The following is a 22,750-nucleotide window of genomic DNA, read 5'->3' on the forward strand; positions in this document are numbered from 1 at the left end:
TACAAGCAACACAACGGGGGTAATTTATTGAGGATACGCTTAAGAGGAAAGAGAAAAAATGAGGAAAATTATGATTTAATAGTTAAGAAAAACTTAATATGGACGAAAGAAATAAGTTGCAAATTATTAAGATACGCAACAGTGTTCGGAATTGTAGCAGCAACATCAATGTCTTTATGTGGATGTGATTACAGTGATATGGAAGCATATTATGACCTGCTTGAAGATATAGACACAGATAAAGACATTGATATTTCAAAGATTCTTGACGAGAATGATATATCTACGGATGATCTGGAAGATATAAGTGATCTCCTGAATCAGCTCGATGATTCATCTAAAGATAATTCTGACGAGGGGAAGAAAGATGATTCTGATGATGATAAGTTTTCCGATTTAGATCTTAATTTTGACTGCAACAAAGACAAAGATTGCAATAACAATGATTGCAATGACGGCAGTACCTGTGATAAAGACAGCGACTGTAACAAAGACAAAGATTGTAACAAGGATGATGCCGGTGATCAGAGCACAGAATGTGACAAAGATAAAGAAAAAGATACCGGTGACGATAGGAAGAAAGATACCGATCAAAATAAGGATTGCGATCCGAACAGAGATTCTACAGAAAACACTGACAGTGAACAAGACACTGATAAAAATGATGAGGCCAATAAAGAAGACACTGACAGTGCAAACAATGAGGATAGCTCAGATAAGCCTGACGATTCCAAGGGCAATGTCAGCGACCAGAATGGTGGCGAACCGCTTCCGGATGACGGAAGACCTAAGATGGATGCAGCGTATGAAGCTTCATACAGAGGCTTTGACGATGATTATACAAGAAAGAATCGTGAAGCTGCAGGAATTACCGATGCAAGCATTGACGAGCTTAAGAAGCAGCAGGAAGGTTATTACGCATACAGCAGATTAAGTGATGCGGGAAAGACTCTTTATGTTGAACTTCTTCAGATTATCAATAAAGAGGCAAATGAAATATTTGTTTCTACAAGAGATCCAAATGCAATACAGCTCGCTTTTGATTATCTAATGATGGATCATCCGGAGATATTCTGGGTGAACGGCTACCGTTATGTAAAACATTTTACAAATAACGGAGGAATTGATAAGCTTGCTTTTACAGGAGTTTATACATATGATTTAAATGAAGTTGCAAATAGGCAGGCAAAGATGCAGGGATATATCGATACATGTCTTGCAGGTGCACCTTCAACTGAAGATGAATATTTTGTCGTAAAATATATTTATGACTATCTAATAGCTAATACTGAGTATGATCTCAGAGCTCCTGACAATCAGAATATTTGCTCTGTATTCCTTAACGGAAAGACAGTTTGTAGCGGATATGCAAGAGCTTCGCAGTATTTGCTTAATAAACTTGGAATTAAGTGTACATACGTTACAGGAATGGCTGATAACGGATCCGGAAGTCCTGGACTTCATGCGTGGAACCTTGTAAGATGTAACGGTGATTATTATTACATGGATACAACCTGGGGAGATACAGGAATAACTTCACGCGATGGAAGGCCCAGAATCAATTATGATTATCTGTGCGCTACAGAAGCAGCAATGAGTGTCAATCACAAGCTTTCTGACAGAATTGATTATCCTGATTGTACAAGTACAAAGGATAGCTACTATGTAAGGGAAAACCGTTACATGGAAAGCCCGAATCTCACTCAGGTGGAAGAAATTTTCGCACAGGAATATGAATCGGGAAGCGATAATGTTACAGTAAAATGTGAATCTAAGGATACATATAATTCACTGTATGAACAGCTTATAAAAGATGGAGCTGTATATGATTACCTTCAGGGTGATAAGAAGCTTTCATATACGCTTTTCGAAGATAGTAATACTATTGCCATCTGGCTTAATTAAAGCAGAATAATATGGCGTAGGTGAGGGGACATTTTGAAAAATATCTTGGTTAATAAGATAAAGTTTAAAGGCATACATGCAAAAATGGTTGTGGTTATTGCCACGGTTGCTATAGCATCTACATTTTTGTGTGGTTGTGAGTATTTTGACATTGATGAATTACTGAAAACATTTGATCTGTCGGATTACGATTATGACGATTCGACATTTCTAGAGTCAGATGAAACTGCTTCAGAGGATAAAGAGGCCGCCGACGAAGCAGCGGAAGAAGGTAGTGATTCTTTGGATTCAGGGATATCCAGTAAGATAAAAGACCCTGAAAACTTCGACTTTTCATCATTCTACAAAAAGTTCTTTGATACGGACACGGACGGTGATGTAAAAAAAGTTCGTGAAGCAGCGGGACTTACCGATGAAAATTTGAAAAAGGTCATGAAAGAGCAGGAAGGAAACTATGCTTATGACAAGCTTACCGAGGCGGGCAGAACTCTTTATGCCGAACTGTATCTGGTTCTTACAAAAGAGTCCGAAGAGGTATATGTTTCCACAACAAGTGAACAGGCAATAGATATAGTTTTTAATTATCTGATGATCGACCATCCTGAAATATTCTGGGTGGAAGGCTATTCTTTTAAAAGGTATACTGTTGGTGATGTCACTGAGAAAATGGCTTTTTCGGGTCAATATACCTATGACCTTAAGGAAGTTGCCCAAAGAAAGAAAAAGATTGATAAATACGTGAATGAGTGCATTTCGGGTGCACCTTCATCCGGCGATGATTATTTAAAGATCAAGTATATTTATGAGTATATTATCGCGAAAACGGACTATGTGTCCGGAGCGCCTGATAACCAGAATATTTGCTCTGTATTTATCGGAGGAGAGAGTGTATGTAGCGGATATGCCAAGGCTACGCAGTATTTGCTGAATAAGCTTGGTATTGAGTGCATAACTGTTTCCGGAACGGTAGATACAAGAACAACTTCAGATGCAAAACACTCGTGGAATCTGGTGCAATGTAATGGAAAATATTATTATATTGACACTACATGGGGTGATTCTTCATATCAGACGGTAAGCAGCGATAGTGAAAATGTTACAAACCTTCCGAGAGTAAATTACGAATATCTTTGTGTTACAACAGAGAATATATTGAGCAATCATAAGTTTTCGGATGTTATTGCACTTCCTGAATGTAATAGCATGGCGGACAACTACTATGTGAGAGAAGGCGCCTATTTTAATAATGACGATCTTGAACATGTCAGAGAACTGTTTGACAGACGCTACAGTGAAGGAAGCGAAAATGTTACGATAAAATGCGCAACGGAAGATGTATATAATCTGTTATTGGATAAATTGGTATCGAAAGGAGCCGTATTTGATTATCTCAGAGGCGGCTACGACAAAGATAACAAGAAAAATGTTCGTTATACGACATTTGAAGAAACCAAGACAATTATTTTCTGGTTGTGACAGGTAAACTATAACATTGTTGGTATTAGCGGTAATATCGTTAATGCCAACAATGTTTTTCTGTGCTTTAATATCGTAGGAAATTATTTATTTAACTGAGAAGTGTGGTATACTATGTAGAAAGACTTAATATGAGGTGAAAGTAATATGGGAAAAGAACTTGCGGAAATCGGAGCAGTAAAGATTGCCGATGACGTTTTAGCCAGAATAGCAGCCCTTGCAGCTCTTGAAGTTGACGGTGTATCCGCCATGGCAGGTAATTATACAAGCGATGTACTTGAAAAGGTAAGTCGCAAAAATCTTGCGAAGGGAGCCAAGGTTGTAGTGGGACAGACTCAGGTGAAAGTTGATCTTTCCCTTATGATGTCTTACGGATACAATATTCCTGCTACATGTCAGCAGGCTCAGACTCGTGTTCAGACAGCTATTGAGAACATGACAGGTCTTGAAGTTACTGACGTAAATGTTAGGATTGCCGGCATTACAATGCCAAAAGCATAAAAAATATCAGAGTGAGAGAAGAATGATGAACAGAAGCTTACTGAGAGAGCAGGTATTTAAACTGCTCTTTCGTGTTGAATTTAACCCTATGGAAGAAATGCCTGAACAGGAGGAGCTTTTTACCTCAACAAGTGACGACGATTTTTCCAAACAAGATGCTGATTATATCAGAGAAAAATATGAGAAGATAGCCGAGAAACTCGATGATATCGACAAGGCTATCAATGAGAAGACAAAGGGCTGGGACACAGATCGTATGGCCAAGGTTGAGCTTACAATAATAAGGCTTGCCGTATACGAGATTAAGCACGATGATTCTGTTCCTACCGGAGTTGCTATCAATGAGGCAGTTGAACTTGCAAAGAAATTTGGACAGGACGGTTCACCCGCCTTTGTGAATGGAGTGTTAGCTAAATTTGCGGAGTGAATATACAGTCACACAAGTTAATGCCTATATAAAGAACATGTTTACTCAGGATTTCCTTTTGAGATCGATCACAGTCAAAGGGGAGATCAGTAATTGCAGGTACCACTCTTCGGGACACATCTATTTTACGATGAAGGATTCGGGTGGTGCCATTTCTTGTGTAATGTTTCGCGGAGACAGAGACAGGGGCGGCCTTAAGTTTCAGATGAAGGAAGGGCAGCAGGTCAAAGTTTCCGGAACTGTTGATGTATATGAAAGAGATGGCAAATATCAGCTCTATGCCAGAAATATCGAACTTGACGGCGAAGGAGCTCTTTTTGAGAAATATGAAGAGTTAAAGAAGAGATTGGCGGAATCCGGAATGTTTGCTGATGAATACAAGCAGCCCATTCCGACATATATAAAAACTCTTGGCGTAGTTACTGCTTCTACGGGAGCGGCTGTGCGGGATATTATCAATGTTGCCACCCGCAGAAATCCACATATTCAGATTATTCTTTATCCTGCCATCGTACAGGGAGATCAGGCTGCCGAGAGCATAGTCAGAGGAATCGAGACTTTATCGGAAATGCAGACTGATGTTATCATTGTCGGACGTGGCGGAGGTTCTATCGAAGATTTATGGGCTTTTAATGAGGAAATTGTTGCGGAAGCAATATTTAATTGCCCTGTTCCAATCATTTCAGCAGTCGGACATGAAACTGATACAACAATAGCCGATTACGTGGCGGACAGAAGAGCACCTACACCTTCAGCGGCAGCTGAGATTGCAGTGTTTGAGTATAGAAGATTTGTGCAGGATCTCGAAGACTATTCTTATACGCTGCAAAAGAGTATGAACAGGGTAATCGGTACACTTAAGCTAAAAGAGGCAAAGTACGCCGACAGTTTAAGGCACTTAAGTCCGATGGGCAGAATAAAGGAAAAGCTTCTCAGAATGGATAAGTTGCAGGATGCGATTCAGACTCTCATGGACAGAAAGATCATGGAAGCGCGTAACAGATTCATGGTCGATGCACAGAAATTAAAGGGTTTGTCGCCGCTTGAAAGGCTTATGGGAGGATATTCGTACACAGCGGATGAAAACGGTAAGAATGTTCGCAGCATTAATCAGGTAAAGAAAGGCGATGAATTATCAATATATGTAACCGACGGAGTTATAAAGGCGGAGGCTACAGAAACTACCGCTATAGACAGAAGTAACATATAACAGGGAGATGTTTTATGGCTGCCAAAAAGGAACAGAAAGAAAAAAATAACATATCTGTCGAGGAAGCTTTTTCCAAGATAGAAGAAAAGATACAGGCGCTTGAAAAAGATGATATATCTCTTGATGATTCTTTTAAAGAATATCAGGAAGGAATGACACTTATAAAGCAGTGTCATGAGATGATCGAGAGCGTAGAGAAAAAAGTACAGAAAATTGCAACGGATGGCAGTCTGGAGGATTTTGATTAATGTCACAAAATGATTTTAATGCCGAGCTTTCAAAGAGAGCTGAGCATGTGGAAGAGATATTAAAGAAGTTTCTTCCGAAAGAAGAAGGATATGCAAAGAAAGTAATCGAGGCTATGAATTACAGTCTTTTGGCAGGCGGAAAGAGACTCAGACCTGTCATGATGCTTGAATCATATAAACTTTTTGCAGGTGAAGATGCCGATGAGGCGGTGGTAGAGCCTTTCATGGCGTCAATGGAGATGATACATACGTATTCTCTTGTACATGACGATCTTCCTGCAATGGATAACGATGAATACAGAAGGGGAAGAAAGACAACACACGCCGTATATGGCGCGGGAATGGCAACGCTTGCGGGCGATGCGCTGCTCAACTTTGCTTTTGAGACAGCGATAAACGGCGCAGTTGCAGGGGAAAAGCTATCCTCTTATGACGGAGATACAGACAACAGATATTTTGCAGCGCTTAAAGTCTTGTCAAAAAAGGCCGGAATATATGGAATGGTCGGCGGTCAGTGTGCGGATATAATGGCTGAGAATGCGACCGGTGTTCCAAAAGACGAGATGAGTGATATACTTTCATATATAGACGAAAATAAAACTGCAGCGCTTATTGAGAGCAGTCTTATGGTCGGCGCAATCCTGGGCGGAGCCTCAAAGGATTCCGTTGCAGCTATGGAGAAAGCCGGAAGCTGCGTCGGAATAGCATTCCAGATTCAGGATGATATTCTTGATATAATCGGAGATCAGGAAGAGATTGGAAAGCCTGTGGGCTCCGATGAGAAGAACAATAAGAGCACGTATGTAAGCCTTAACGGCATGGAGGCTGCATCGGCAAAGGTAAAAGAACTGTCTGAAATGGCAGAGGAGATTTTGAAAAAACAGGGATTTGAGGATTCTTTTTTGGGTAATCTGTTTGATTCTCTGATCCACAGAAGGAAATGATATGTTATGTTACTTGAACTAATAAATAAAACCGGTGATATAAAGAAAATACCCCAGCAGAGATATCAGGAACTAGCAGGGGAAATACGCCATTTTTTGATCGAGACCATCTCAAAAACAGGTGGACATCTTGCGTCCAATCTGGGTGCGGTCGAACTTACAATGGCACTTCATTTGGCACTTGACCTTCCAAAGGACAAGATTATATGGGATGTAGGCCATCAGGCATATACACATAAGATTCTTACCGGTAGAAAAGATAAATTTGATACACTCAGGCAGTTTGGGGGACTCAGCGGATTTCCCAAAAGATGTGAGAGCAGTACGGATTGTTTTGATACGGGACACAGTTCGACTTCCATATCGGCCGGACTTGGTATGGTAAAGGCAAGAGACCTTATGGGAGAGGATTATACCGTTGTGTCTGTTATCGGCGATGGATCGCTTACGGGCGGACTTGCCTATGAAGCGCTCAATAACGCATCAAAACTTGAGACAAACTTTATCATTATCTTAAATGACAATGAGATGTCCATTTCGGAGAGCGTCGGAGGAATGAAGAAATACCTCAACAGCGTTCGTACGGCAGACGGATATCTTAACCTCAAAGAGGATATTTATGCACAGCTTAGCAGTAATCACAAGGTTGTAAACGGTATCAGAAGGGCTAAGAACAGTTTCAAACAGCTCTTTGTACCGGGAATGGTATTTGAGAATCTTGGAATTACTTATCTGGGCCCCGTAGACGGACATAACGTCGCAAGCCTTGAGAAGACCATAAAAGAGGCTAAAAAGGTCAAGAAAGCGGTTATGATACATGTTATGACCAAGAAAGGTATGGGATACGGCCCTGCAGAGAGACATCCTGCAAGATTCCACGGAACCGAGCCGTTTATCGTTGAGAACGGACTTCCGAGAAATCCCAGAACCACAGCCAATTATCAGGACATTTTCAGCACTGTAATGTGTAAGCTCGGTGCGAGAAATGCCAAGGTTGCAGCGATCACTGCGGCAATGGCGGACGGAACCGGACTTAAGAGATTCAGAAACATGTATCCCGACAGATTTATCGATGCGGGAATTGCAGAGGAACATGCGGTAACATTTGCGGCAGGAATGGCAGCAGGAGGATATAAGCCTGTATTTGCGGTTTATTCATCATTCCTTCAGAGAGCGTATGACCAGATACTTGAGGATGTATGTCTTCAGAAACTCCCGGTTGTCTTTGCAATTGACAGAGCGGGACTTGTCGGAAGCGACGGAGAGACCCACCAGGGTATTTTTGATGTCGCATTCCTTTCATCGATGCCGAATATGCACATAATGGCGCCCAAGAATAAATGGGAGCTTTCGGATATGCTTAAGTTTGCGGTAGATTTTGATATGCCGATCGCAGTCAGATATCCGAGAGGAAATGCTTACGACGGGCTCAAAGATTTCAGGGCACCCGTAAAGCTTGGTAAGTGCGAACCACTTTATGAAGAGAAAGACATCTGTCTTCTTGCACTCGGACCTATGGTAAAGATAGGCGAGGAAGTGCGTAAGATCCTTAAAGACAGAGGGCTTAACTGCAGTCTTGTAAATGCACGCTTTTACAAGCCTATAGATACTGATTACATCAAGGCGGCTTCACACAGCCACAAGCTCTTTGTCACAATGGAGGAGAATGTCCTTACAGGCGGCTTTGGTGAGAAAGTCAGAGAATATGTCGATACAAACAGAATTGATGCGAGTGTGCTTAATATTGCGATCCCCGATCAGTTCGTTACACACGGAAGTGTCGACAAGCTCAGAAGTGAGCTTAAGATAGATGCAGATTCTATCGCAGAAAGAATTATGAATGAATTGCACAGGTAATGATATATGGCAAAAGAAAAGGAAAGACTGGATGTCCTTCTTGTAAACAGAGGACTTGCCGTTTCCAGAGAAAAAGCAAAAACACTTATAATGGCAGGTGACGTTTTTGTAAACGGACAGAGGGAGGATAAGCCCGGAACCACCTTTGAGGAGAGCAAGATAAAGACTCTTGAAGTAAAGGGTGATACTCTTCCTTACGTCAGCAGAGGCGGACTGAAGCTTGAGAAAGCAGTCAATAATTTCGGATTTTCTTTGGAAAAGAAGATCTGCATGGATATAGGTGCTTCTACAGGCGGCTTTACGGATTGTATGCTCCAGAACGGCGCCAGCAAGGTGTATTCCGTAGATGTCGGACACGGACAGCTTGACTGGAAGCTTAGAAACGATGACAGAGTCGTTTGCATGGAGAAGACCAATTTCAGATATATGGTAAGAAACGATATTGATGACGATCTTGATTTTGCGTCATGTGATGTTTCTTTTATCTCACTTACGAAGATACTTCTTCCTGCCAGAAAGCTTCTGAAAGACGGGGGCGAAATGGTATGCCTTATTAAGCCCCAGTTTGAAGCAGGCAAGGAAAAAGTCGGTAAAAAAGGTGTTGTAAGAGAGCCTAAGGTACACGAAGAAGTGGTCCACAGGATCACGGATTTTGTGGATATAGCGGGATTTGAAGTTTTGCATCTTGATTTTTCCCCTATAAAGGGACCTGAGGGAAATATTGAGTATCTTATACATATAAGAAAAAATCCCGATGCCGATGAGAGAGTTATGGAACTTACGGAGGCAGAGGGTGAAAAAATCTTAAAAGAGACAGAAGTAAGAGGAGATGGATTCTCACATACTCCTGAGATGGAGAAGCTTATTTCCGAGACTGTCATGAGGGCGCATGGCAAATTAGACAATTAAGTCATCAAGTTATGCGGCGGGAGAAGATATGGAACGGTTTTGTATTGTTACGAATAAGAGTAAAGACCTGAACCTTGAAGTTACCGGTCATATCAAGGACTATCTTATTAGTCACGGTAAACAGTGCGTTGTAGCGGATTGTGCCACCGGGCTTTCAAAAGAATCAAATGCCATCGGCAGAGAATTTATGAGTTATATTCCTGAAGATACGGATTGCTGTATTGTTCTCGGAGGAGACGGAACCATGCTCCAAGCGGCAAGAAGCGTTGCGTTTCAGGATATACCGCTTCTGGGTGTCAATCTCGGAACTTTGGGATATCTTGCCGAAGTTGAAAAGAGCGGCATTGACGAGGCTATGTCACGTTTTTTGGCAGGCGATTATTATGTTGAAGACAGGATGATGCTTCGTGGTGTCATAGGAGACAGAAAAGATTATGCTCTGAATGACATTGTAATAAGCAGGGCTTCGGATATACAGGCCATAGATTACAATATTTATGTAAATGACCTTTTGCTTTACAGCTACCATGCCGATGGAATTATCATCTCGACTCCGACCGGTTCTACAGGATATAATATGTCAGCAGGAGGCCCTATTGTGGAGCCCTCGGCTAATATGATTCTTTTAACACCAATATGTCCGCATACGCTCAATTCGAGAAGTATGGTGCTTTCGGCAGATGCAAAGATTGAAGTTGAACTCCTTCCGGGACGCGGCAAACGCAATCCCAAGGTGGTCGCTGCTTATGACGGCAGCGGAGCAATCGAGCTTAATGCCGGAGATAAGATGGTGATCAATAAATCAAAGAAGATAACCAAGATTGTTAAATTTAACAGAGTAAGCTTTTTGGAAGTTCTGGGTAAAAAATTCAGTATGTAATAAAAAAGAGATTGGGGGATGATTGTCCGACGATGAAAAAGAACAGACAAGATAAGATTATCGAAGTCATTGCAAAAAACGTGGTAGAGACGCAGGAACAGCTGGTATCTCTTTTAAATCAGGAGGGATACAAGGTTACGCAGGCTACTGTCTCAAGAGATATCAGGAAACTTAAGCTTACCAAGCAGGTAAACGAAGAAGGTATTTCCAAATATGTATATACGACTGCCGGACCTGAAGTTATGCAGAGCAAGTATGTCAGCGTTTTGAGAGCCGGATTTTTGAGCATGGATGTTGCGGAGAATCTCCTTGTTGTAAAGACTGTTTCCGGAATGGCTATGGCACTTGCTACGGCTATAGATTCATTGGAGTTTAAGGAGATAGTCGGATGTATCGCGGGCGATGATACCATTATGATCGCAATAAAGAGCAAAGCGGAAGCAATGAATGTCATGGAAAGACTTCATGAAATGATGCAGCAATAACACAGAGTGGGGAAATATGTTATATAGTTTACATGTAAAGAACCTTGCCCTTATCAAAGAACAGGAAATTGAGTTTTCCAAAGGGCTTAATATTTTGACCGGAGAAACAGGTGCGGGTAAGTCTGTTGTCATCGGATCTGTCAATCTTGCTCTCGGAGCAAAGGCGGATCCTTCACTTATAAGAACAGGCGAAGAATATGCACTTGTTGAGCTTGTGTTTGGCGTAGAGAACGATCTTCAGAGGAAACTCCTGGAAGAACTTGAGATTCCCGTGGAGGAAGACGGGACACTTGTTATTCAGAGAAAGATCATGCAGGGCAGGAGTACTTCAAAAGTATCCGGCGAAACTGTCACAGCCAAGCAGCTCAAAGACATTTCAAATATTCTTATAAACATTCACGGGCAAAACGACCATCAGGAACTACTTCACAAGAAAAAGCATATAGAGATACTTGATAATTATTGCTTGGACGATCTGAACGGACTTTTTGAGCTTCTTTCAGAAGAATATTCCAAAATGAAGGAGCTTGAGAAAAAGCTCTCAGAGACCGATATTGATGAAAATACCAGACTTCGTGAGACCGAACTTCTTGAGTATGAGGTAAAAGAGATATCAGAGGCCGAGCCTGTTATCGGCGAGGACGAACAGCTTGAGACTGCCTATAGGAAAATGGTGAACGGGCGCAAGATATCAGAAGCTGCAAATATCGCGCTTAATCTTACCGGATCGGGAGAAATGGAAGAGAGTGCTTCGGATGCTGTCGGAAGGGCTGTAAGAGAACTTACATCCGTTGTTTCGTATGACAGCGAGCTGGAAGGTCTTTTATCCCAGCTTTCGGATGTGGAGAATCTTTTGACCGACTTTAATCATGCGCTTTCAGGCTATCTTGACGGGCTTGAGTTCGACGACGAAGAGTTCAGGACTACGGAAGACAGATTGAATACTATAAATCATCTTAAGGATAAATACGGCGGAAGCATTGAACAGGTATTAAAGAGCCTTGAGGAAAAAGAGGAGAGGCTTAAGGCGATATCAGATCTTGATGCGCACAGAGACAGACTTAAGAAGGATTATGAAGAGAGTTTTGACAAGGTAAAAGAGCTTTGCGAAAAGATATCAAAGGTAAGAAGGGAAGGCGCAAAGAGTCTTCAGGAGAAACTGAAGGAAGCGCTTATCGACCTGAATTTCCTTGATGTCAGATTCGAGATAGATATAGAGAGCAGCGACGACAAGATTTCTTCAAGGGGATATGATGAGGCGCAGTTTATGATCTCAACAAATCCCGGCGAGGCGCTCAGACCGCTTGATCAGATAGCGAGCGGCGGTGAGCTTTCTAGGATCATGCTTGCGCTTAAGACTGTTGTTGCGGACAGAGATGATATCAGCACGCTCATCTTTGATGAGATTGACGCGGGTATAAGCGGAAGAACGGCATGGAAGGTGTCACAAAAGCTCGGAGAACTTTCAGCAAATCATCAGATAATCTGTATCACGCATCTTCCGCAGATTGCGGCAATGGCGGATACACATTATATGATTGAAAAGGGACTTGACGGTGGAAGGACGGTCACATCCATTTACGCTCTTTCCGAAAAGCTGTCGGAGAAGGAACTTGGAAGGCTTCTCGGAGGCGATGAACTCACCGAGGCGACTCTTTTAAATGCACGTGAAATGAAACAGATGGCTCTTGAGAAAAAAGCTTTATTAAAGGCATGAGGAACAAATAATGACTATAGATAATGACGACCTTATCAACAGTGTGATAGCGTCACTTGGCAGAATAAATGCTATTTCGCTGGATGACATCCCAAATATTGACCTGTATATGGATCAGCTCACCACATTTATGGATGAGCGTCTTAAGAGGTCAACACGTCATCCCGACACGGATAAGATACTTACTAAGACAATGATAAATAACTATGCAAAGAACGATCTTTTGCCGCCTCCCATTAGGAAGAAGTATTCAAAAGATCATATCATTTTGCTTATTTTTATTTATTATCTTAAAAATATCTTGTCGATAAACGACATACAGACTTTGCTTGAACCTTTAAAAGAAAGATTTCATGTAAGCGATGATGAGCTTAATCTCGGAAGTATCTATGAGCGTGCTTTTGCGCTTCAGGAAGAGGAACTTGAACCTGTTATAGAAGATCTTAAGAAAAAGTACGAGAGATCGCTTGAGACATTTGATGATGCAGGACTTTCCGAAGAAGAAGAGAAAAGGATGCAGATGTTTTCTTTTATTATTCTTCTTTCATACGATGTATATGTAAAAAAGCTTCTGATCGAGAAGATAATAGACAACACCATGGACAAAGAATCCAAGGATAAAGAGAAAACTCCAAAGGAAAAGAAAAAGAAGTAAGGATTTATTTATAGATGGGAATATACGATACACTTAATTCACAGCAGAAAAAGGCTGTTCTTCAGACAGACGGCCCTGTGCTTATTCTTGCGGGAGCAGGATCGGGTAAGACCAGGGTTTTGACTCACAGGGTTGCTTATCTTATTGATGAGTGCGGAGTAAATCCCTGGAATATCATGGCAATCACATTTACAAATAAGGCAGCGGGAGAGATGAGAGAAAGGGTCGATAAGATTGTCGGCTTTGGCGCAGAGAGTATCTGGGTTTCAACTTTCCATTCAAGCTGCGTTAAGATACTCAGAAGATACGCTGACAGGATCGGCTTCGGGAACAATTTTACAATCTATGATACGGATGATTCCAAGAGCCTTATGAAGGATATCTGCAAAAAGTATCAGCTCGAGACCACTCAGCTTAAGCTTAAGAGAATCATGGGAAGCATATCCACATGCAAGGACAATCTTGTTACGCCTGAGGAATATGCTCTCAATACGCAGAATGACTTTATTAAAGTCAGGATATCCAAGGCATACACTGAGTATCAAAACGCTCTTAAAAAGAACAATGCGATGGATTTTGACGATCTTATCATGAAGACGGTCGAACTCTTTAAGACAAATCCGGATGTTCTTGACAGTTATCAGGAGCGCTTTAAGTACATAATGGTCGATGAGTATCAGGATACAAACAATGCACAGTTTGAGCTTATCCGTGTACTTGCCGATAAATACAGAAACCTTTGCGTTGTAGGTGACGACGATCAGAGTATCTATCGCTTCAGAGGCGCTAATATTAGGAATATTCTTGATTTTGAGAAGGTTTATAAAGACGCCGTTGTCATTAAATTAGAGCAGAACTACAGGTCGACGCAGCAGATCCTTGATGCAGCAAATGCGGTTATCAGCAATAACGGAGGTCGCAAGGAGAAAGCTCTTTGGACTGAAATTAAAGACGGCGATATCGTTAAATTAAAGCAGTTTGATACAGCTTATGATGAAGCTGAATTTATTGCGAGCGACATTGGTAAGCTTAAGAGAAACGGGAAGCTTAACTACAGTGATACGGCAATCCTGTATAGGACAAATGCCCAGTCACGACTTATAGAAGAGCGTTTTGTCGTTGAAGGAATTCCTTATGATATAGTAGGCGGAACGAATTTCTATGCAAGACGCGAGATAAAAGATCTTTTGGCATACCTTAAAACGATTGATAACGGTCTTGATGATGTTGCGGTAAGAAGAATCATCAATGTTCCCAAGAGGGGCATCGGTCAGACCACTGTGGATTATGTTCAGGCTTATGCCGATGAGAGGCAGATAAGCTTTTATGATGCTCTTTGCGAAGCGGACCAGATAATGGCTGTTTCGAGGAGCGTAAGTAAGCTTAGTGACTTTGTTACAATGATAAGAGCGTTCAGAACCAAGATGAAGACTTATTCGCTTGAGGAGCTCTTAAAGGATGTTATCGATGTCATAGGGTATATGGATTATCTTAAGACTTTGGATGACGATGAGAATGAAGACAATGACAGGGCGCAGAACGTGGACGAGCTTATTTCCAAGATAGCTGCGTATGAGGAAAATATGGAGGAAGAGGAACCTACTCTTTCGGGATTCCTTGAAGAGGTTGCTCTTGTTGCGGATATAGACAGGATTGGTGAGGACAATGAGAAAGTTCTTCTTATGACTCTTCACAGTGCCAAGGGACTTGAGTTTGAGCACGTATATCTTGCCGGAATGGAAGAGGGAGTTTTCCCTTCATATATGGCACTTGCTACCGAGGATGCGGATCCTGAGGGTATCGAGGAAGAGAGAAGACTTTGCTATGTTGGAATTACAAGAGCCAAGAGGCATTTGACACTCACTGCAGCAAAGAGAAGGATGGTTCGTGGAGAGACGCAGTTTAATCGTCTCAGCAGATTTATTTCCGAGATTCCTCATACGATGATCGAAAGATCGGGTGCCGAGAGTAAGCCGGAATTTCTTTTCGATGACGGTGATACGATCGATGATTATGAGAGTGTTGAAGATACTTTCGGAAGTTCAAATTCAAATTCAGGGATCAAGGCGTCTTATGCCAAGGGATTTGGCGCAGGTTCTTCGGGCAAGCATGTTGTCGGAAGGTCGGAGCTTGCAAATACATACAGGATAAAGGCAGTGCCTAAGCCGCCTAAGAAGGAGAAAAGGGCTGTTCCGACAGAAAAGCCTTATATCGCATCTGCGGCGAAGACTTATGCAAGAGGTTCTCTTGCAGGTCTTTCCAAGGGAATGCCTACAACGGGCGGAAAGCCTGAGTACGGCGTGGGAGATAAAGTCAGTCATATAAAGTATGGCGTCGGCGTTGTTACTTCGCTTGAACAGGGACCAAGAGACTATAAGGTTACCGTTAATTTTGATGAATGCGGACAGAAAATCATGTATGCGGCATTTGCCAAGCTGAAGAAAATCTGAATAAGGTGTGGTATTGTGGTATACTGAATGATATAGGGTATAAAAGTCCATAATACGTACATGCTTGCATGTTATGTATTTTGAATAATTTTTTTATGAGAAAGGGGTCACTTATGGAAGTGAAATCTAAGATTGACGATATTATTGAAATGACACGAATTAACGAACTTCTCGATAAGAGAGCGGCTGCAAATGCAAAGAAGCCTTCCAACGTGATTCTGTGGGTGCTTGCGGTTATCGGCTCTGTATCGGCAGTTGCCATCATTGCTTATATGGTATACCGCTACATGACACCGGCTTACGAAGATGATTTCTACGATGATGATTTTGATGACTTCGACGATGATTTTGATGACGAAGAATTTATGAGAGAAAGCTAAGAACAGGCCGTGAAGAAAAAAGAAGTTATATCAGGAACAGTTAAAAGAGTGGAATTTCCCAATAAGGGAATAATTGAGACCCCGGAGGGAAAGGTCGTCGTTAAGGGCGTCCTTCCCGATCAGAAGGTCTCTGTACAAATTCAAAAAGTGAGAAAAGACAGAGCTGAGGGAAGACTTCTCGAAGTTTTGGAAGAATCTCCGGACTACGTTGAAAGCCCCTGCATCCATTTCGGGAAATGCGGAGGCTGTAGTTATCTTACCATGCCTTACGTAAAGCAGCTCGGACTCAAGGAACAGCAGGTCAGAAGTATACTTAAGCCTGCCATTGAGAGACAGAGCTCAAAAGTTACCTGGGAAGGCATAAAGACCAGCCCCGTAAAATTTGCATACAGAAATAAGATGGAGTTCAGCTTCGGTGATGAAGTCGTAGGCGGACCTCTTTGTCTTGGTATGCACAAAAAAGGAAGTTTTTATGACATCGTGACTGTCTCGGGATGCCGTATTGTTGACGATGATTACAAGGCAATTCTGAGCGCTACGCTTGATTATTTCACTCCCATGTATGAGAGGAAGGAAATATCTTTTTATCACAGAATGAAGCAGGAAGGCTATTTGAGGCACCTGCTTGTAAGACGTGCCGTTAAAACCGGCGACATTCTGGTTGATCTGATTACAACAACTCAGGAAGAACATGATCTTGAGGGATTCAAGGATGCGCTTCTTAATCTGAGTCTGAGCGGCAGAATTGTCGGAATCCTTCATACAAAGAATGACAGTCTTGCGGATGCGGTCATTGATGAAGGAACCGATATCCTGTTTGGACAGGACTATTTCTACGAATATCTTTTGGGACTTAAATTTAAAATCAGTCCGTTTTCGTTCTTCCAGACGAACAGCCTGAGCGCAGAAGTGCTGTATAAGACTGTCCGCGGATATATCAAGAGTCTGTACGATCAGGGCAAGATCGGAAATGACGGGGTAATATTCGATCTTTATTCGGGAACTGGTACTATTGCTCAGCTTCTTGCGCCTGTTGCCAACAAGGTTATCGGCGTTGAGATAGTTGAGGAAGCTGTTGAAGCCGCTAAAGAAAATGCGAAGCTCAATCATCTTGATAATTGCCATTTCATCGCAGGCGACGTGTTGAAGGTTCTTGATGAGATTGAGGAGAAACCCGATCTTATTATTCTCGATCCGCCCCGCGACGGAATCAATCCTAAGGCACTCACCAAGATTATCGGCTACGGCGTGCCATATATTATTTACGTTTCGTGCAAGCCCACAAGCCTTGCACGCGACCTCGAGATACTTCAGGAGAATGGATACGTCATGACCAGGGCTGTCGCTCATGATCAATTCCCCTGGACAAGCCATGTTGAGACTGTAGTGTTGCTCACTAAGACAACCGCATAACCATGCGGGTTTGAGGGTAATTTACAAGGAAACAAATCGACTAAAATCGAAGCAAAAATTATGTACTTTTGGCGGACAATGAAGCTAAGGGGATATGGAAAAATACATATCTGCGGACAAGGTTGTTGTACGCAAATATATAAGGATTTTACATCGTACGCCAAGATTTATCTTGATGTCTTTATCAGTATTTAACTCCGCGGAGAGGTATGGAGCAGAGGTAGATATTGGCGGACAATGAATGGCGTTAAAGGAAGACTGTGTACACGCAGGCTTCCTTTTTTGAAAGTAAGATTTATATTATTGGAGAACACGATGATAAAGTGTAATGAAAAATATGGATGCTTGACAATTATTGATGAAGGCGAAGAATACTTTCACACAGAGCTATATAAAGATTTGCAAGAAAAAGCCAGGCTCTTGCAAGATAAGATAAAACCATATAAGGATGAACTGAAAGAAATAAAAGAGCAATATCCAGAGCAGTTTGAGGCATATGTTAATCATAATTATTCTGCTTGTGAACCTGGGTTTATTCCAAGGTTGAGAAGGATACAGTGGGCTACTGCTTCCGAGGCAAAAGAAATAAAAATTGTATCAAACAAACTAAAAAAGCATTATAAGTGTCAATGCAAATGTGGCATGGTACATTTCTATAATGAGGAAACAATAGAATCAAAACCTAGATTTTGTTATTATCCGGTTCCGATTTCAACAAAGTATACATACAGCATCAAAGCACAAAATGCTACGTATCGCAAACAGCAGAAATATGAGAATCAAGAAAATGTCGTATTGAAGGATAAGGAGGAATGTCTTCCGGCGGATGACTATTGTGGCAAATATAATGATTACAAAACAAAGCAACTCTTAGAGAAGGAGAAAAAGTTCCAAGGTATTGTAGCTGATCTCCCTAGGGTATATGCAGAGAATTATGATGAGGATTTTACAGGATTGCAGTATGAGTCATTATTTGTAGAAAGTTGCGTTAATGATCATCTTGAAAGTCAACCACGTTATCATTTCACGCAACGCCACAATAAAATATGGTCAGCTATTACTGTTTATAAACAGTATAAGTGTAAATGCAAATGTTGTGGAAAGGAACAGCTTGTTACTTGCGATAAATTTGGAATTTATCCTCCAACAGAATATGGATATCATGCGTATTTTGGGTATTGGAGTGATCTATTTTGTGATTGCCACGAAATATCTTCTTTTCAATGGATTGTTTGCAAGCTGCTTATAGAAAACAAGATTAATTATGAGGTAGAGTATAGTTTTTCTGATCTGTATGGTGCTGCTGGCAAAAACTTATTAAGATTTGATTTTGCCATTAAGGATGATAATGGGAATTTGAAGGCTCTAATAGAGTGCCAAGGTGAACAACATTATATGCCGGTTGATGAATTTGGAGGAAAGACAGGTTTTGAACGGCAGAAAAAGAATGATGAATTAAAACGTGATTATGTTAACGCTCACAATATTCCTTATTTGGAAATTTCATATAAAACAAAGACATATGAATCAATAAAAGAATTACTTATATCAAGTAGTATTATAGAAAAGGTTTAAAAAGCTGTACGTGCCAGCCTGCATTTTTACATAGGGCTGTCTGGATTATCTTCCACGTATTTGTAGTAAATTATAAAAGAAAACGAATAAGGAAATAAAGCTATGAGACTTGAGGAATACATTCTTAAGAGAAAAACGGAAGATGGTATCAATGAGTTTGATAAGGACAAAAGAGCTGAGAATACTAGAATCTGTGTGAATTATGTGTTTGAGTATTTCAATAATTATCTTGAGACTACAGCCGGTGAAGAAAAGACATTTTTGCATGATGAAAAAATAGAAAAGTACGCTCGTACACTCGGGAAATATTCAGATGAGATACAGGAGTGGCTTGTGGATATGTATTCTTCTTATGGAAGGTATTTAAGCACGACAATACCAAGGATGATTAAGGATCCATATTTTCTGCTATATGATTCAGAAGCTGAGTTCAGAGCATTATCATATGAGTTATACCCAAAAGTAGTAAAAAAGTATGATTTCATGAAATCACAGTCGGAGATGTTGTTTCGCTTTATAAAAGATGAGCATCATGCAAGAAGCTTGATTTCAGAAGAGTTTGAAATACCACATATTACTGATAGTATTGATGAATGGATTAGCAAAACATACATTAAATACGGCGTAAATATGTATGATTTTTGCTCGGAATACATATTCTCTTTTTTGGATGATCCAGACAGATGGCCTAAGACTCATAAAAAAAGATCAGAGTACTATGATGAATATAGTAAACAAGATGGAAAATTTAAAATGTCAAATTCTTTCTTATATGATTATGATTATAAACAAAAAAGCAACCTGTTTGGGTTAGACATGTTATATAGAGAAATGCCTAAGAAACCCTTTATCAAAGGAAAGAAGCAGGAAATAGAATGTATTCTCTTGTACATATATTGTCATGAATGGGAAAATCAGGAAAAGTACTGGGAAGAGTATTCTGAGAAAATGATTTAAATATTATAATTGTTATTGAAATATTATTAAACAAAAACTGTAGGCTTTGGTCTGCAGTTTTTATTTCAGTTTTTATTTTACGAGAGACACTATATCTCGTAAAATAAATAATAGATGATTACAACATGTGGAGGTTCAGTACCATGGCAAATAGAAGTGCAAAAATCGATCAGAAAGAGGATCTTATCTGGGCTATAGCTGATAAACTTACTGGAGTCTATAAGCCACACGAGTATGGTGAGGTTATTCTGCCACTTACAGTTATTAGGAGATTTGACTGCATATTAGCAGACACAAAGGATGCCTAAGATTTATGATCCTAAATCAGGTGTTATTGAAGAGGCAACTCCTGAGATGTATGTAGAGGATATTTACTCAAAACCAGTTGAATAGAAATGGAGATTTATGCAGGGGATGGTTGAAAATAGTAATGTTGGAGCGGAGTTATTGGCGAGTAGTTATGACGATACAGTCGTTTCAATTAATAAGAAGATTGAAAAGATTCGTAGTACTGTTAAAAAATATGAACCTTTGCAGTTATTGGTTAGTGTGGCCGATAGAAATCAGTTGAAGCAGGTACACTATGTTGGGGAAGAAGTCTCTGATAATTCGCTTGCTATTAGAGGCGTTGAGTATATTCAGAGCTTATATGCTGCTGAGAAAATGGAGGTAGGACATAAAAAAATTAGTAGGAAGATAGTTGAAAACTTATTAGATGACATAGAAGCGCTGTATACACAAATGTATCAGTATTATATGGCGTGGGCTGCTAAAGAAAGTATTGCTTCGGATATCCTGTCTACAGATGATATTACTTATATTTTAGAATCACAAATGGCTGGTAATGTCAGGGGAAATAGATATCAATTTCAACAAACAAATGGTATAGTGCATCTCCTTGAAACACATGAAAAGGTTCTTAATGACGAATTTGGCGAGTCTACAGCAAGTATAGCAGAAGGGCTTCATAAGCTTGAGTATGCATTATCGTCACAACGATTTGAAGCTTTTAAGACTCTTTTTGGAAAGTATGAATTTTATTATGACAGAAGTAAAGGGAAGAGCAAAGAAAAGCAACATCAGATTCTTGAGGAAATAAATAATAACGATGACATGAAACAAATCATGTCATTATGTGCCGGCGATGCTGCTTTTAATGTAAAAAAGATTACAGGGTGGAGCGATGCACTGATAGAGTCCCTATCATGGAGAATTGGAGAGTATGAGGGGACATTCAGCAATGATGAATTCTATGCATGGTGGCCTATAAACGAACTGCCAATACAAAAAAGGCCATTTATTATTATTAATGACGTAAGCTATTGCTTTGATTACTACAGTTTATTTGATAATTTCTATAGGGCTATTCAAGATGCTATATTTAGGGCAGATAAGCTTACAAAAGATGATTGGCAGAAGTATCAGAAAATAGCAAGTGAGCAGTATGTTTCATCATTGTTTAAGAAAATTTTTCCTTCAGCAGATATTCATGAAGGCAATTATTATCCGGTTAGAAATTCTACAAAACAAATGGATGAAAATGATATATTGCTTTCTTATGATGAATGCTTAATAGTGATCGAAGTAAAAGCTGGAAAATTTACGCCAAGGCCAGCAATTATAGATTACGCTTCTCATAAAAAATCATTTACGGATCTAATTGGAAGGGCTAATTCACAGGCTGAGAGAACAATAAATTATATTAAGAGTAGGGATAATGCTACTTTTTACAACGAAGATAAAGAACCTCAGTTTACGATATCAAATAAAGACTATAAATACTATTATTCTTTTGTTGTGACTGTAGATAACATAGATGAATTTGAATGCAGGATACAACAAATGCATTTTTTGGATGTCGGCGTCGGTATAATTACTATAAATATTGACGACCTCGAATTGTATGTTGAATACTTTGATTCTTCACTGGAATTCATGCATTTTTTGCAAGAAAGGGTTAAGGCCTCTTCTATAAAAATGCTTCAAACTTTTGATGAACTTGACCATCTTGGAATGTATATTTCTCAGAATCTTTATACAGAAATGGTGCATGAAAATGCAGCGGATGAGAATTATTTGTTTATACCTGATGGTTTTAGAGAAGAATTGGATCAGTATTTTAATGGTTTACATGAACCATTGCTTAGTGCGGAGAAGCCATCCCAACAAATTCCGGAAAGAATCAATGAAATAATACGTTTGTTAGAAAAAGAAAAACCACGCGGATGTATAGAGTTCTCAAGCTTTGTTTTAAATTGGACCTTTCAAACCAGAGAACAGGTAGATTCTCAAATTCTGCCCCTGATGAAAAGGCAACGAGAGCTTAAAAGGATGATACCATTGTACCTGAGTGGCGAGTCTATGATGCTTGCATGCTATGTTGAAGACTCAAAAATACAAGGTTTGGATGATGAACAACGAGATAATTATTTGCTTGCAAATCTTATAAATTCTTCATTAGATGAGTGCTGGAGAATTGATTTGAATTGTTCTTCAGATGGCCATGTTAATGGAGTGAAGTACAAGAAGTTAACGCGTGAAGACATTAAAGACGATGAATATGAAGGAGTAAAAAAATATAGTCAGTATATTCTTGAACAAAGAAAAATACAAATGGCTAGAAATAGATGGGCGGGTAAGAAAATATATCCGAACGATTCATGTCCATGTGGATCTGGAAAAAAATACAAGAAATGTTGTGGTAAGCCATAAAAAGTGTACATGTATTTGACTTTTGGAGGTCAAATTATGAATGCTTTTA

The 22,750-nt window shown here is 40.2% G+C and carries 20 protein-coding genes; all 20 read left to right on the top strand.

The window, feature by feature from the left end; genetic code table 11:
- Nucleotides 1–27 precede the first annotated feature (27 nt).
- The 20 genes from DL92_RS19920 (at nucleotide 28) to DL92_RS21685 (ending at nucleotide 22,701) form a co-directional block, all read left to right on the top strand.
- On the top strand, nucleotides 28–1,905 hold the full coding sequence (locus DL92_RS19920) for a transglutaminase domain-containing protein (RefSeq protein ID WP_026655173.1): 1,878 nt from the start codon (nucleotides 28–30) through the stop codon (nucleotides 1,903–1,905).
- A 33-nt stretch (nucleotides 1,906–1,938) separates the two neighbouring features.
- Complete coding sequence (locus tag DL92_RS0100650; RefSeq protein WP_026666614.1) at nucleotides 1,939–3,381, top strand: transglutaminase domain-containing protein; 1,443 nt, start codon at nucleotides 1,939–1,941, stop codon at nucleotides 3,379–3,381.
- A 147-nt stretch (nucleotides 3,382–3,528) separates the two neighbouring features.
- Nucleotides 3,529–3,882, top strand: coding sequence for an Asp23/Gls24 family envelope stress response protein (locus DL92_RS0100655; protein ID WP_026655171.1), 354 nt, complete (start codon nucleotides 3,529–3,531; stop codon nucleotides 3,880–3,882).
- A 25-nt stretch (nucleotides 3,883–3,907) separates the two neighbouring features.
- Nucleotides 3,908–4,309 (top strand): transcription antitermination factor NusB, encoded by a 402-nt coding sequence (gene nusB / locus DL92_RS0100660; RefSeq protein ID WP_026514247.1) that lies wholly within the window; start codon nucleotides 3,908–3,910, stop codon nucleotides 4,307–4,309.
- Complete coding sequence (xseA, locus tag DL92_RS0100665; RefSeq protein ID WP_026655170.1) at nucleotides 4,299–5,519, top strand: exodeoxyribonuclease VII large subunit; 1,221 nt, start codon at nucleotides 4,299–4,301, stop codon at nucleotides 5,517–5,519. Before nusB ends, xseA begins: the two co-directional genes overlap by 11 nt.
- Nucleotides 5,520–5,533: 14 nt before the next feature.
- Nucleotides 5,534–5,767, top strand: a complete 234-nt coding sequence (xseB, locus tag DL92_RS0100670; RefSeq protein WP_026655169.1) for an exodeoxyribonuclease VII small subunit — start codon at nucleotides 5,534–5,536, stop codon at nucleotides 5,765–5,767.
- Nucleotides 5,767–6,711 (top strand): polyprenyl synthetase family protein, encoded by a 945-nt coding sequence (locus tag DL92_RS0100675; protein WP_026655168.1) that lies wholly within the window; start codon nucleotides 5,767–5,769, stop codon nucleotides 6,709–6,711. Before xseB ends, DL92_RS0100675 begins: the two co-directional genes overlap by 1 nt.
- Before the next feature lie 6 nt (nucleotides 6,712–6,717).
- Entirely contained in the window at nucleotides 6,718–8,568 is a 1,851-nt protein-coding gene (dxs, locus tag DL92_RS0100680; protein WP_026666615.1) for a 1-deoxy-D-xylulose-5-phosphate synthase, read from the top strand.
- 6 nt (nucleotides 8,569–8,574) lie between these two features.
- Nucleotides 8,575–9,477: a TlyA family RNA methyltransferase gene (locus DL92_RS0100685; RefSeq protein ID WP_026666616.1), complete on the top strand. Its 903-nt coding sequence runs from the start codon at nucleotides 8,575–8,577 to the stop codon at nucleotides 9,475–9,477.
- A gap of 28 nt (nucleotides 9,478–9,505) precedes the next feature.
- Nucleotides 9,506–10,357 (top strand): NAD(+)/NADH kinase, encoded by an 852-nt coding sequence (locus DL92_RS0100690; protein ID WP_026655164.1) that lies wholly within the window; start codon nucleotides 9,506–9,508, stop codon nucleotides 10,355–10,357.
- Nucleotides 10,358–10,389: 32 nt separating this feature from the next.
- On the top strand, nucleotides 10,390–10,842 hold the full coding sequence (argR, locus tag DL92_RS0100695) for an arginine repressor (RefSeq protein WP_026655163.1): 453 nt from the start codon (nucleotides 10,390–10,392) through the stop codon (nucleotides 10,840–10,842).
- 16 nt (nucleotides 10,843–10,858) lie between these two features.
- The gene (recN, locus tag DL92_RS0100700; protein WP_026666617.1) at nucleotides 10,859–12,559 is read left to right on the top strand and encodes a DNA repair protein RecN; all 1,701 of its coding nucleotides are present in this window, start codon (nucleotides 10,859–10,861) and stop codon (nucleotides 12,557–12,559) included.
- A gap of 10 nt (nucleotides 12,560–12,569) precedes the next feature.
- Nucleotides 12,570–13,214: a DUF1836 domain-containing protein gene (locus tag DL92_RS0100705; RefSeq protein ID WP_026655161.1), complete on the top strand. Its 645-nt coding sequence runs from the start codon at nucleotides 12,570–12,572 to the stop codon at nucleotides 13,212–13,214.
- Nucleotides 13,215–13,228: 14 nt separating this feature from the next.
- Nucleotides 13,229–15,664, top strand: a complete 2,436-nt coding sequence (locus tag DL92_RS0100710) for an ATP-dependent helicase (protein ID WP_026666618.1) — start codon at nucleotides 13,229–13,231, stop codon at nucleotides 15,662–15,664.
- A gap of 113 nt (nucleotides 15,665–15,777) precedes the next feature.
- Nucleotides 15,778–16,044: a hypothetical protein gene (locus tag DL92_RS0100715; protein ID WP_051625188.1), complete on the top strand. Its 267-nt coding sequence runs from the start codon at nucleotides 15,778–15,780 to the stop codon at nucleotides 16,042–16,044.
- 9 nt (nucleotides 16,045–16,053) lie between these two features.
- Entirely contained in the window at nucleotides 16,054–17,457 is a 1,404-nt protein-coding gene (rlmD, locus tag DL92_RS0100720) for a 23S rRNA (uracil(1939)-C(5))-methyltransferase RlmD (RefSeq protein WP_026666620.1), read from the top strand.
- 315 nt (nucleotides 17,458–17,772) lie between these two features.
- Nucleotides 17,773–19,032, top strand: a complete 1,260-nt coding sequence (locus DL92_RS19925; RefSeq protein WP_051625189.1) for a hypothetical protein — start codon at nucleotides 17,773–17,775, stop codon at nucleotides 19,030–19,032.
- A 102-nt stretch (nucleotides 19,033–19,134) separates the two neighbouring features.
- Nucleotides 19,135–19,989, top strand: a complete 855-nt coding sequence (locus DL92_RS0100730; protein WP_026666621.1) for a hypothetical protein — start codon at nucleotides 19,135–19,137, stop codon at nucleotides 19,987–19,989.
- 143 nt (nucleotides 19,990–20,132) lie between these two features.
- Complete coding sequence (locus tag DL92_RS20570; protein WP_330371010.1) at nucleotides 20,133–20,297, top strand: type I restriction-modification system subunit M N-terminal domain-containing protein; 165 nt, start codon at nucleotides 20,133–20,135, stop codon at nucleotides 20,295–20,297.
- A gap of 106 nt (nucleotides 20,298–20,403) precedes the next feature.
- The gene (locus tag DL92_RS21685; RefSeq protein ID WP_305879430.1) at nucleotides 20,404–22,701 is read left to right on the top strand and encodes an SEC-C metal-binding domain-containing protein; all 2,298 of its coding nucleotides are present in this window, start codon (nucleotides 20,404–20,406) and stop codon (nucleotides 22,699–22,701) included.
- The last annotated feature ends 49 nt before the right edge of the window (nucleotides 22,702–22,750 follow it).

The sequence above is a fragment of the Butyrivibrio sp. AE2005 genome (genome assembly GCF_000686965.1).
Classification (GTDB): domain Bacteria; phylum Bacillota; class Clostridia; order Lachnospirales; family Lachnospiraceae; genus Butyrivibrio; species Butyrivibrio hungatei_A.